Source organism: Streptomyces sp. NPDC033966, assembly GCF_055575955.1.
Genome location: NZ_JBVIRQ010000001.1, coordinates 110,974 through 122,682, shown reverse-complemented (window position 1 = coordinate 122,682; position 11,709 = coordinate 110,974). Strand labels below are relative to the sequence as shown.

11 protein-coding genes are annotated in these 11,709 nt (G+C 71.7%); 2 read left to right on the top strand and 9 right to left on the bottom strand.

Going from position 1 to position 11,709, the window contains the following annotated elements; all coding sequences use genetic code 11:
- Position 1 precedes the first annotated feature (1 nt).
- The 9 genes from ACZ518_RS00590 to ACZ518_RS00550 all read right to left on the bottom strand — a co-directional run bounded on the left by ACZ518_RS00590 (position 2) and on the right by ACZ518_RS00550 (position 8,763).
- Positions 2–1,252, bottom strand: a complete 1,251-nt coding sequence (locus tag ACZ518_RS00590; protein WP_469110874.1) for a cytochrome P450 — start codon at positions 1,250–1,252, stop codon at positions 2–4.
- A gap of 15 nt (positions 1,253–1,267) precedes the next feature.
- Positions 1,268–2,662 (bottom strand): NAD(P)/FAD-dependent oxidoreductase, encoded by a 1,395-nt coding sequence (locus ACZ518_RS00585; RefSeq protein WP_469110873.1) that lies wholly within the window; start codon positions 2,660–2,662, stop codon positions 1,268–1,270.
- Entirely contained in the window at positions 2,652–2,882 is a 231-nt protein-coding gene (locus ACZ518_RS00580) for a ferredoxin (RefSeq protein ID WP_469110872.1), read from the bottom strand. Before ACZ518_RS00580 ends, ACZ518_RS00585 begins: the two co-directional genes overlap by 11 nt.
- A gap of 115 nt (positions 2,883–2,997) precedes the next feature.
- Complete coding sequence (locus tag ACZ518_RS00575) at positions 2,998–3,615, bottom strand: hypothetical protein (protein WP_469110871.1); 618 nt, start codon at positions 3,613–3,615, stop codon at positions 2,998–3,000.
- A gap of 92 nt (positions 3,616–3,707) precedes the next feature.
- Complete coding sequence (locus ACZ518_RS00570; protein WP_469110870.1) at positions 3,708–4,613, bottom strand: DMT family protein; 906 nt, start codon at positions 4,611–4,613, stop codon at positions 3,708–3,710.
- A 279-nt stretch (positions 4,614–4,892) separates the two neighbouring features.
- Entirely contained in the window at positions 4,893–5,975 is a 1,083-nt protein-coding gene (locus ACZ518_RS00565) for a hypothetical protein (protein WP_469110869.1), read from the bottom strand.
- Positions 5,957–6,721, bottom strand: a complete 765-nt coding sequence (locus tag ACZ518_RS00560) for an ABC transporter ATP-binding protein (protein WP_469110868.1) — start codon at positions 6,719–6,721, stop codon at positions 5,957–5,959. The genes ACZ518_RS00565 and ACZ518_RS00560 overlap by 19 nt, the downstream gene beginning before the upstream one ends.
- 173 nt (positions 6,722–6,894) lie before the next feature.
- The gene (locus tag ACZ518_RS00555) at positions 6,895–8,256 is read right to left on the bottom strand and encodes an aspartate aminotransferase family protein (RefSeq protein WP_469110867.1); all 1,362 of its coding nucleotides are present in this window, start codon (positions 8,254–8,256) and stop codon (positions 6,895–6,897) included.
- 3 nt (positions 8,257–8,259) lie between these two features.
- Positions 8,260–8,763, bottom strand: coding sequence for an Lrp/AsnC family transcriptional regulator (locus tag ACZ518_RS00550; RefSeq protein WP_033222960.1), 504 nt, complete (start codon positions 8,761–8,763; stop codon positions 8,260–8,262).
- Positions 8,764–8,933: 170 nt separating this feature from the next.
- Here ACZ518_RS00550 and ACZ518_RS00545 point away from each other — a divergent pair, with 170 nt between their 5' ends.
- Positions 8,934–10,373 carry a gamma-aminobutyraldehyde dehydrogenase gene (locus tag ACZ518_RS00545; protein ID WP_469110866.1) on the top strand — a complete coding sequence of 480 codons (1,440 nt, stop codon included), beginning with the start codon at positions 8,934–8,936 and terminating at the stop codon, positions 10,371–10,373.
- Between the two features lie 112 nt (positions 10,374–10,485).
- Positions 10,486–11,661, top strand: coding sequence for a polyamine ABC transporter substrate-binding protein (locus ACZ518_RS00540; RefSeq protein WP_469110865.1), 1,176 nt, complete (start codon positions 10,486–10,488; stop codon positions 11,659–11,661).
- Positions 11,662–11,709 lie beyond the last annotated feature (48 nt).

Sequence of the window (11,709 nt, the reverse complement as noted above, 5' to 3'; positions counted from 1 at the left end):
CCTAGTCCCGGATGCCGTCGACGGCGATCGGGAGGTGGCGGGGGCCGCGCAGGACCGCGTTCTGCCGGTAGGGTGGCGGGTCCTCCAGCAGCCGGGGGTTCTCCAGCCTGCGCGCCAGCTCGCTCAGCGCCAGCGCGCCCTCCAGCCGGGCCAGGGGAGCACCGAAGCAGCTGTGGATGCCGCTGCCCAGGCCCAGGTGCTGCACGTCCGGGCGGTCCGGGTCGAAGCGGTCCGGGTTCTCGAACCGTTTCGGGTCGCGGTTCCCGGAGGCCAGGATCAGCCACAGCGAGGAGCCCTTGGGGATGGTCACCCCCGCCACCTCGATGTCGGAGAGGGTGCTGCGCTGCGGCAGCAGCTGCACGGGCGGCTCGTAGCGCAGCAGTTCCTCCACGATCGGCACGCCCAGGTTCGGCTCGGCACGCAGCCGGGCCAGGTGTTCCGGATACCGCAGCAGGGTGAGCATGCCGTTCGTGATCAGGTTGACGGTGGTCTCGTGCCCCGCGATCAGCAGCAGCGCCGCCGTGCTGAGCACCTCCATCGTGGTCATGGCGCCGTCCGGCCCCTGCGCGGTCGCCAGCTCCGACAGCATGTCCCCGGTGGGGTTCTTGCGGCGCTCCTCGATCAGCCCGGCCAGGTACATGCCGAGCTCCATCCGGGCGTCCTTCGTCTTCTTGGCGCGCTCGCCCGGATCGGCGTCCGGATCGGGGTCCAGACTCGCGGCGAGGGTGTCGGCCCAGACGTGGAAGCGCGCCTCGTCCTCGCTCGGCACGCCCAGCAGCCGGCAGATCACTGTGACGGGGAACGGGTACGAGAACTCCTCGACCAGGTCGATCCGCGCGGGGTCGCCCTCCTTGGCGATCGCGTCGATCAGCCCGGTGACGATGCCGTCCAGCTCTCCGCGCATCTGCTCGACGCGGCGCGGGGAGTGCGGCGGCCCGAAGGGGCGGTTCGTCATCCGGCGCAGCCGGTCGTGGTCGGGCGGGTCCAGTTTCAGGAAGGAGGGCGGCAGGACGCCCTCCCCCTCGTCCTCGCCCGCCTCGCTCAGCGGGTCGCCGGGGGCCGCCGTCAGGTTCCGGGAGTCGGAGCTGATCCGCGGATCGTGCAGCAGGCCCTTGATCTCGTGGTACGTGCTGAGGACGTACGGGCCCTCCCCGTCGTGGAACACCGGGGTCTTGCGGAGCTCCTCGTACAGGGGATACGGATCGGCCCGGCTGGAGTAGTCGAGGATCTGCCGCAGGATGCCTTCAGTCATGAGAGGTCCTCGTGCTCAGTTGTGCGCCGGCGTGAACGTCATCCGCCGGTCGGCCGGCGAGTAGCCGCTCAGGGTGATCGTCGGGCCGTGCGTGGGCACCGACGGGTCGGGGAAGTCGGCGTCCAGCGGCCGGTTCCCCTCGGGCCTGCGGTCCACCGTCGAGTAGGGCGGCGGGAACGGTGCGGTCTGCTCGATCTGCTGCTCGTAGAAGTCCAGCCAGCGGCACTGGTCGAAGGTGACGGCACCGATGACGCGCCCCTGGTAGCCGTAGACGCCGACGAAGCGGCGCTCGGCGCGCGAGCCCTGGATGATGACGATCTCGGTCCCCATCGAGGGGACCCCGACCGACTTGATGTTCACGCCGAACTGGGACGACCAGAAGGCCGGGACCCATACGTGCGGGCGGCGCTCCGCGCTCTCGCTGAGCATGTTGTGCGCGGCCGTCTCGGCCTGGGCGACGGCGTTGCCCCAGTGCTCCAGGGACAGGAACTGGTAGCCGAAGAGGGCGTGCGGGGAGCGGGCCACGTCGCCGGCCACGTAGATGTCGTCGGTGACGATGCCCCAGATGTCGAAGGCCCGGCAGCCCGCGTCGCAGGCGATGCCGCGCGGGCCCGCGCCGAGCCCGGACCCGTTCAGCCACTCGGTGTTGCGCTGGGCGCCGAGCGAGACGACCACCACCTCCGCCTCCAGGGTGGTGCCGTCGGAGAGGTGCGCGGTGCGGACCCTGCCGGAGGAGTCGCCCTCCAGGCCCGTCACCATGATCCCGGTGCGCAGGTCCACCCCGTTCTCGCGGTGCATCTCGGCCGCGACCGCGCCGACCACCCCGCCGAGCGCTCCGACCAGGGGCGCGTCACCGCGTTCCGCCACGGTGACGGCCAGGCCGCGTTCCCGGCACGCGGAGGCGATCTCGGAGCCGGTGAACCCGGCACCGATGACGAGCACCCTGCCGGGACCGGACGCGAGCGCGCGTTCCAGGGCCGCGCCGTCGTCCCGGGTGCGCAGGACGAAGACCCCGTCGAGGGCGCCCTCGTCGGGCTTCGGCCACGGCCGGGCGCGGACGCCGGTGGCGATCAGCAGCCGGTCGTACTCCACCTCGTCCCCGTCGGCGAGCCGGACCCGGCGGGCCGCCATGTCCAGACCGGCGGCCGGTACGCCGAGCCGCCACTTGGCGTCGATGTCCCGGCGCCGGGGCAGGGCCGTGCGGTCCGCGGTCGCCTTGCCGAGCAGGACCTGCTTGGACAGCGGGGGACGGTCGTACGGTTCGTGGGGTTCGTCGCCGATCATCGTCAGGGATCCGGTGAACCCCTTCTCGCGCAGGGTCTCGGCGGCCCGCAGGCCGGCCAGGGAGGCTCCCACGACGACGATGCGGCCTTCGCGCTTGAGCCGGTCCAGGGCTGCGTCACCGCTCACCACGCGCCTCCGCGGTCGAAAGGGACCCGTTCACGGCATCCAGCAGGATGGCCCGGACGGGGCAGGCGTGGACGGCGCGGACGACGTTCTCGCGGTGCTCCTCGTCGGGCTGCGGGTCGTAGAGCAGGGACTCGTCGCCGTGCATGGTGAAGACGTCCGGTGCGAGGAACGCGCACTGCGCGTACCCCTGGCACCGGTTGAGGTCCACGACAAGCCTCATGGGGCATCAGCCTTTCCGTGACCTGTTGACCCCCCACGGACCCCCGACACCCTCCCGGTCTCCAGCATGCGCGTGAGACCCGCGCGCCGCCTGCGGGGAGGGGCGGGAGCGGGGCTCAGGCCGTCCGCCGCAGGTTGGTGCGCAGGACGTGCAGGCTGACGACGAGCACCCAGAACGGGAAGACCATCTCGGCCCAGGGCACCCCGGATCCGAGGAGGAGCAGCACCAGCCCGGTGGCGTAGCCCAGCGCGACCAGCGGGCGGGGGAAGAAGGCCAGGCGGCGCCCGATGGTGGAGGTCACGAAGACGAAGACGGCCGCCATGCGCATCGCGTAGGTGGTGAGCACGGTGTACGCGAAGGGGCGGCCGAATCCGGACGGCGGGACGGCCTCCTGGAGCACGGTGCCCGCCGCGGCGGCGGCGACGAACAGGGTCCCGACGAAGACGTAGCCGCTGCCGAGGAAGACCGCCGCGATGAACCGGTCCTCGCCCCCGCCGGAGTGCGCGCGCAGGGCTCCCATGAACCAGAGGAAGAAGATCCCGGCGAAGGGGACGATCTCCAGGGCCAGCCGGACGGCCCAGCGGTCGGCGTCGGCGACGGGGGCGTCGGAGGGGCTTCCCGAGGGGATCGCGAGCCTCATCAGCACGATCGCCACCGCGAGCAGTACGGCGAAGACGAGCCCGGCCGTCCCGGCGGCCCGTGGTGTGCGCATCCGCGTGGTGGTGGACTCCATGGCTTCAGCAGGCGGCACCCGGCGGGCCCCCGCCACCGGGGGACCCCACGGGAGTGAATCCGCGGCCCGGCCGCGGGGCCGGGCCGGGAGGGTCAGGCGACCGGTGCCGGAACCGGCTCCCCGGCGGGTTCCCCGGCCCCGTCGTGGTTGCCGTACCAGGCCACCGCGACGGCGCCGGCGACCGCCAGCACGAAGCCGGTCACCGCGAGCCAGGCCAGACCCGGGCGGGAGGCGTCGCCGAGCCACAGGACGCCGATCGCGCCCGGGAGCACCGTCTCGCCGACGACCAGGGCGGCGGTGGCGCCGTTGACCGAGCCGATCTGGAGGGCCACCGTGTGCAGGTACATGCCGCCGATGCCCGCGATCAGGATGGCGTAGAGCGCCGGGTCGGTGGCGAAGGCGACCGGGTCGAAGGGGTCCACGCCGTCGAGGATGCGCACGCCGACGCCCAGTGCGCCGAAGGCCAGGCCGGACAGCAGGCCCGCCAGGATCGCGGCCCGGCCGCCGAGGAACCGTACGGCCACGGTGCCGCCGACGATGATCAGCAGGGTCACGGCCAGCAGCCACCAGTGCGTGGACATCGGGGCGTGGTGGTCGCCCTCGTGGCCGGCGGCGGTCGCCAGCAGCACCAGCGCCGCGCAGACGACGCCGATCGAGGTCCACTCCTTGCGGGTCAGCCGGATGCCCAGCATCTTCACGCTGAGGACGGCGGTGATCACCAGGTTGGCGCTGATCACCGTCTGGGAGAGGAACAGGGGCAGCATTCGGGCCGCCAGCGCGCCCAGTCCGAAGCCCACGAAGTCCAGGATGGTGCCGACGATGAACTCCCAGGTCATCGCGGCCTTGGCGGTGGAGGTCAGGTTCGGTCCGCCGTGGGCGGTCACGCCGGCGGCGGCCGGGGACGTCCGGGCGGCGCGGCGCGAGCCCACGGCTTGCAGGACAGAGCCCGTGCCGTAGCAGATGGACGCCGCGACAGCGGTCAGCAGGCCTATGAGCACAGAAGGCTCCGTTCAACGTCTGGCAGGTAAGGCGGTACCTCTGCCAGACGTCATATCGGGCCGGGAAGTTGCCTCCGCAAGGGAGTCCGTTGACCGGTTCTTTGCCCTGCCGGGGCTCAGGCCATGGCCGCGAGCGCGTACGGGACCTCTTCCACCGAGTCCACCAGCGCGGTCCGCGACTCGTAGTCGTTCGGCGTCACGTCGTCGGAGACCTCCTGCACCGTGCCCCGAGGCGCCCGGGAGGAAGACCACGCCGGCCCACCCTGAGGGCTGGCCGTTTCAGCGGGTCAGTGCCAGCGAAGTCAGCTGCGCCACACACCAGCCGAGCCCCGCCGCGGCCGCGAGGAGCGCGGCCGCCCGCAGGGCCGCCGCCGTACGCAGCACCGCGCCCGGAGTGCCGAGGCCGGCCAGCGCCTCCCGGGAGGCGGAGCGGGCCTGCCGGGACTCGACGGCCGAGGTGAGCAGGGTCCCGGCCGCGCACAGGGCCACCAGGGCGGCGGCGGGGCCGGTCAGCGGCCCGAGCGGGGCGAGGGGGCCGGCCTGGCCGTGCGGGGGGAGGACGGTGAGGGCGGCGGCGCCGACGGCGGTGAGCACCCCGAGCGGCCGTCCCAGCCGGGGCGCCTCCTCCTGGAGGCCGCGCCCGGCCAGCAGCCGCAGCAGGCCCGGCCGGACGGCCTGCACCAGGGTCCCGCAGGCGTAGGCCAGTCCCGGACCGGCGAGGGCCAGCCCGACCGCGATCAGCGCGCAGCCGGCCGGTACGGCGGCTCCGCCGGGCCGCGCGTACGCCAGGGCGGCGAGCCCGCAGGCGGCCAGCGCCACCCCCCAGGGCACGCCGGTCTGCGGGGCCAGTCCGGCGTGCGGCGGGCGGGGGCGCAGGGCGAGGGCGGTGGCGGTGGCGGCCGTCAGCGGGACCAGGGCCAGCAGGGTGAGGGCGGCGGCCACCGGCAGGGGCCGGCCGGCGTGCAGCAGGCGGGCGCCGGCGCCGTCGAAGGGCAGTCCGGCGAGGTCGCCCCGCAGGTGGAGGAAGGCGGCCAGGGCGAGGGCGCTGCCGAGGGCGCACGCGACGGCGGTGGAGACGGCCGCGACCAGGGTGAGCCGTACGGGTCCCAGCCCGGCGGCGTCGAGCCCGTCGCGGGGTCGGGTCGCGGGGTCGGTGCGGGCGACGGCCACCGCGAACTGGGCGGTGGCGGCGAGCGGTACCAGCGCCCACAGCAGCCGGGGGAACGATCCGGCGGGCCGGGCCGCCGCGTCCGCGAGGACGTACAGCAGGAGGAACCCGCTGCCGGCGGAGGCGGCCGCGACCAGCAGCCGGCGCAGCTGGACCAGGGGGCGGGAGCCGCGGACTAGGCGGAGAGCGAGCACGCGGCCGGATCCTCCGTGGTGAGGGCGGAGGCGGACGCGGCGCCGGCCGGGCGGCCGTCGAGCAGGGCCAGCGCGCGGTCGGCGCCGGCCGCGGTCTCCTCGTCGTGGGTCGCCAGCAGGACCGTGATGCCGTGGGAGCGGGCGGCCGTGGTCAGGGTGCGCAGCAGCAGGGCGCGTTCGGCGCGGTGCAGCGGCGCGGTCGGCTCGTCGGCGAAGAGCACCGCGGGCTCCGCGACCAGGGCGCGGGCCAGGGCGACCCGCTGGGCCTCGGCGCGGTTGAGGGCGCCGGGGCGCTTGCCGGCGAAGCGGTCGAGGTCGAGGCGCTCCAGCCATTCGAGGGCGGCCCGGCGGGCGGCGCGGTGCGGGGTGCCGCCGATCAGCAGGGGCAGGGCCGCGTTCTCCCAGACCTTGAGCTCGGGCAGCAGCTGCGGTTCGGGGCCGATCCAGGCGAACCGGTCGCGGCGCAGGCGTTCTCGGGCGGCGGAGCCCAGGGTGTGGACGGGCACGCTGTTGAACCAGACCTCGCCCTGTTCGGGCAGCAGCTGCCCGGCCAGACAGCGCAGCAGGGTGCTCTTTCCGCAGCCGCGCGGGCCGGTCACGGCGAGGATCTCGCCCTGGCGGACTCCGGCGGAGACCCCGATCAGGCCGGGCGTACCGCTGTGGGAGTAGTGCAGGGACCGGGCCCAGAGCAGGTCGTCCTGCGGCGGGGCATGGTCGGGCCGGGCCTTGTCCGGGGGAGCCACCATGGCGTACACCTCCGTCCGGGGGAACGAAAGCGGCGCCCCTTCGGTCACTGGCGCCGCAATGAGATGTAAAGAGATGAACGTCTTGGATGCCGACAGCACACGGCCCGGACCCCCGCGTTCTACTCGAACGGAGGATCCGGGCCGGGTGGGTGGGCCTGGTCGGCCGGGACCGGTTAGAGCTTGGTCCACGCCTCGGTGAGCACCGAGCGCAGGATGCCTTCGATCTCGTCGAAGGTGCCCTGGTCGGCGATCAGCGGCGGGGCCAGCTGGATGACCGGGTCCCCACGGTCGTCGGCGCGGCAGTACAGGCCGTTGTCGAAGAGCGCCTTGGAGAGGAAGCCGTAGAGCACGCGCTCGGTCTCCTCGTCCGTGAAGGACTCCTTGGTGACCTTGTCCTTGACGAGCTCGATGCCGTAGAAGAAGCCGTTGCCGCGGACGTCGCCGACGATCGGGAGGTCGTGCAGCTTCTTCAGGGTGTTGAAGAAGTTGCCCTCCTCGTCCAGCACGTGCTGGTTCAGGCCTTCCTTGTCGAAGATGTCGAGGTTGGCGATGGCCACGGCGGAGGACACCGGGTGTCCGCCGAAGGTGTAGCCGTGCAGGAAGGTGTTGTCGCCCTTGTAGAAGGGCTCCGCGATGCGGTCCGAGACGATGCAGGCGCCGATCGGGGAGTAGCCCGAGGTCATGCCCTTGGCGCAGGTGATCATGTCCGGTACGTAGCCGAACTTGTCACAGGCGAACATCGTGCCGAGGCGGCCGAACGCGCAGATGGTCTCGTCGGAGACGAGCAGCACGTCGTAGGTGTCGCAGATCTCGCGGACCCGCTGGAAGTACCCGGGCGGCGGCGGGAAGCAGCCGCCGGCGTTCTGCACGGGCTCCAGGAAGACGGCCGCGACGGTGTCGGGCCCCTCGAAGAGGATCTGCTGCTCGATCTGGTCGGCGGCCCAGCGGCCGAAGGCCTCGGGGTCGTCGCCGTGGATCGGGGCGCGGTAGATGTTGGTGTTGGGCACCTTGTGCGCGCCGGGGACCAGCGGCTCGAAGGGGGCCTTCAGCGCGGGCAGGCCGGTGATGGACAGCGCGCCCTGCGGGGTGCCGTGGTAGGCCACCGCACGCGAGATGACCTTGTACTTGGTGTGCTTGCCCTGGAGCTTGAAGTACTGCTTGGCGAGCTTCCAGGCGGTCTCCACGGCCTCGCCGCCACCGGTGGTGAAGAAGACCTTGTTCAGGTCGCCGGGGGCGTAGTCGGCGAGGCGCTCGGCGAGCTCGACGGCCTTGGGGTGCGCGTACGACCACACGGGGAAGAACGCCAGCTCCTGGGCCTGCTTGTACGCGACCTCGGCCAGTTCCTTGCGGCCGTGACCGGCGTTGACCACGAACAGTCCGGCGAGACCGTCCAGGTAGCGCTTGCCCTTGTCGTCGAAGATGTAGGTGCCCTCACCCCGCACGATGGTGGGGACGGGCGCGTTCTCGTACGACGACATGCGGGTGAAGTGCATCCACAGGTGGTCGTACGCGGTTTTGGAGAGGTCCTGGCTCACGGGCTATCGAGTTCCCCACATGTAGGTCTGCTTCTTCAGCTTCAGATAAACGAAGCTTTCGGTTGATCGCACGCCGGGGAGCGTGCGGATCTTCTTGTTGATCGTTTCGAGCAGGTGGTCGTCGTCCTCGCAGACGATCTCCACCATCAGGTCGAACGACCCCGCGGTCATCACGACGTACTCGCACTCGGCCATGGAGGTCAGTGCGTCGGCCACCGGGTCGAGGTCTCCCTCGACGTTGATGCCGACCATCGCCTGACGCCGCAGGCCCACGGTGAGCGGGTCCGTGACGGCGACGATCTGCATGACGCCCTGGTCGAGCAGCTTCTGCACGCGCTGGCGCACCGCCGCTTCGGAGAGGCCCACGGCCTTGCCGATCGAGGCGTACGGACGGCGACCGTCCTCTTGCAGTTGCTCGATGATCGCCAGGGACACAGCATCGACCGAAGGGGACGGTTGTCTGTTCCTGGAATCTGCGCTTCGACTGACCACGACCTCACTGTGCACGAGGAGTCGTCTGTTCCGCAACCCGTAATCGATGAAATCCGTTGTCGAGCCTCTTGGATTTCACGGATTTCGTAGGTGGCCGGGTCTGGCTCTGTCGAAAGCGTCACCGGAGGGGCTAGGCTTGGCAGGTCGTCTCAATCATTGGACATGTGATCAGGAGAGTGGCTGTAGTGACCACCGAACTGCGTCGTCTGCGCAACTACATCGGCGGGGAGTTCAAGGACGCCGCCGACGGGCGGACCACCGACGTGGTCAACCCCGCGACCGGCGAGGTGTACGCCACCGCCCCGCTCTCGGGACAGGCCGACGTCGACGCCGCCATGGCCGCTGCCGCCGCGGCCTTCCCGGGCTGGCGTGACACCACGCCCTCGGAGCGCCAGAAGGCGCTGCTGAAGATCGCGGACGCCTTCGAGGCGCGCGCCGAGGAGCTGGTCGCCGCCGAGTCGGAGAACACCGGCAAGCCGCTGGGCCTGACGGCCAGCGAGGAGCTCCCGCCGATGGTGGACCAGATCCGCTTCTTCGCGGGCGCCGCGCGCCTGCTGGAGGGCCGCTCGGCCGGCGAGTACATGGAGGGGATGACCTCGATCATCCGCCGCGAGCCGGTCGGCGTCTGCGCCCAGGTGGCGCCGTGGAACTACCCGATGATGATGGCCGTGTGGAAGTTCGCCCCGGCGATCGCCGCGGGCAACACCGTCGTCCTCAAGCCCTCGGACACCACCCCGGCCTCGACCGTGCTGATGGCCGAGATCATCGACTCGATCCTGCCCAAGGGCGTCTTCAACGTCGTCTGCGGCGACCGCGAGACCGGCAAGGCCATGGTCGAGCACTCCACCCCGGCGATGGCCTCCATCACCGGCTCGGTGCGCGCCGGCATGCAGGTCGCCGAGAGCGCCTCCAAGGACGTCAAGCGCGTCCACCTGGAGCTCGGCGGCAAGGCCCCCGTCGTGGTCTTCGAGGACGCCGACCTGGCCAAGGCCGTCGAGGACATCGCCGTCGCCGGCTACTTCAACGCCGGCCAGGACTGCACGGCCGCCACCCGCGTGCTCGTCCACGAGTCGATCCACGACGAGTTCGTGGCCGCGCTGGCCAAGGCCGCCGCCGACACCAAGACCGGCCGGCCGGACGACGAGGACGTGCTCTACGGCCCGCTGAACAACCCGAACCAGCTGAAGCAGGTCGCGGGCTTCATCGAGCGCCTCCCGGCGCACGCCAAGGTCGAGGCGGGCGGCCACCAGGTCGGCGAGAAGGGCTACTTCTACGCCCCGACCGTCGTCTCCGGCCTGAAGCAGGACGACGAGATCATCCAGAACGAGGTCTTCGGCCCCGTCATCACCGTCCAGTCCTTCACCGACGAGGCCCAGGCCCTGGAGTTCGCGAACGGCGTCGAGTTCGCCCTCGCCTCCTCCGTGTGGACCAAGGACCACGCCCGCGCGATGCGCATGTCCAAGAACCTCGACTTCGGCTGCGTGTGGATCAACACCCACATCCCGCTCGTCGCCGAGATGCCGCACGGCGGCTTCAAGAAGTCCGGCTACGGCAAGGACCTCTCCGCGTACGGCTTCGAGGACTACACCCGCATCAAGCACGTGATGACCTCGCTCGACGGCTGATCCAGCGCCGTCGCCCGGGCGACGGCGCACTGATCACCGAAGGGCCCTGACGGGGCGGGCAGTAGACAGCTTGTCTATTGCCCGCCCCTTCGCGTTGTCCGAGGCTTTGGCCATGCCTCAACTCGTCTCCCGTCGCGCCGCGCTGCGCGGCCTCGGTGCCGCGGGCCTGCTCGCCGCCCTCGCCGGCTGCGGCGTGCCCGCCGCGTACGTCCCGGAGGACCGGCGGCGGGCCCCGGACCTCTCGGACCGCGACCGCGCCCTCGCCTTCTCCAACTGGCCGCTCTACATCGACACCGGCGACGAGGACGAGGAGAGCCGTCCGACCCTGGAGGCCTTCACCCGCAAGACCGGCATCCAGGTCCGCTACACCGAGGAGATCAACGACAACGACGAGTTCTTCGGCAAGGTCAGCCCGGCCCTGATGAACCACCAGGCGACCGGGCACGACCTGGTCGTGGTCAGCGACTGGATGGCCGCCCGCTTCGTCCACCTGGGCTGGGCCCAGAAGATGGACCGCCCGGCGCAGTCCAACGTCGCCAAGTACCTGGACCCGCAGCTGCGTTCGCCCGCCTTCGACGAGGGCCGGCTGCACACCGTGCCCTGGCAGTCGGGGATCACCGGCATCGCCTACAACCGCAGGGCGCTGGGCCGGGAGATCAGGTCCGTCAAGGACCTCTGGCACCCCGACCTGGCGGGCAGGGTGACCCTCTTCTCGGGCCTCGACGAGTCCTTCTCCCTGCTGATGCAGGGCGACGGCACCGACGTCACCCGCTGGACCGAATCCGACTTCCACCGGATGTGCGACCGGGTCGAGGAGATGGTGCGCAAGAAGCACGTCCGCCGCTTCACCGGCAACGACTACACCTCCGATCTCGGCAAGGGCGACGTCCTGGCCTGCCAGGCCTACTCGGGCGACGCCATCCAGCTCCGGGCCGACAACCCCGACATCGAGTTCGTGGTGCCCGAGGAGGGCGCCGAGCTGTGGGCCGAGAGCCTGCTCGTCCCCAACCTCGCGCGGCACAAGGCCAATGCCGAGGCCCTCGTCGACCACTACTACGACCCGGCGGTGGCGGCGGAGCTCGCGGCGGCGGTCAACTACGTCTGCCCGGTGCCCGCCGCCCGCGAGGTGCTGGCCGCCTCACCGGACAGGGAGACCGCCGAACTGGCCGAGAACCCGCTGGTCTTCCCCGACGACGCGATGCGCCGGCGCCTCGCGGTGGCCCGGGACATCTCCTCGGCCGAACGCCCCGCCCTGGCCAAGCGCTGGAACGCCATCGCCGGCCTGTGATCATGATCTCGCCCTGCTCGGCGCGCCGGACCGGGGGATCCCCGGCCG

What these genes read in the sequence shown, in the direction of transcription:
- ACZ518_RS00590 (WP_469110874.1), bottom strand. Translation starts at nt 1,252, where the DNA reads ATGACTGAAGGCATCCTGCGGCAGATCCTCGACTACTCCAGCCGGGCC.
- ACZ518_RS00580 (WP_469110872.1), bottom strand. Translation starts at nt 2,882, where the DNA reads ATGAGGCTTGTCGTGGACCTCAACCGGTGCCAGGGGTACGCGCAGTGC.
- ACZ518_RS00575 (WP_469110871.1), bottom strand. Translation starts at nt 3,615, where the DNA reads ATGGAGTCCACCACCACGCGGATGCGCACACCACGGGCCGCCGGGACG.
- ACZ518_RS00560 (WP_469110868.1), bottom strand. Translation starts at nt 6,721, where the DNA reads ATGGTGGCTCCCCCGGACAAGGCCCGGCCCGACCATGCCCCGCCGCAG.
- ACZ518_RS00540 (WP_469110865.1), top strand. Translation starts at nt 10,486, where the DNA reads ATGCCTCAACTCGTCTCCCGTCGCGCCGCGCTGCGCGGCCTCGGTGCC.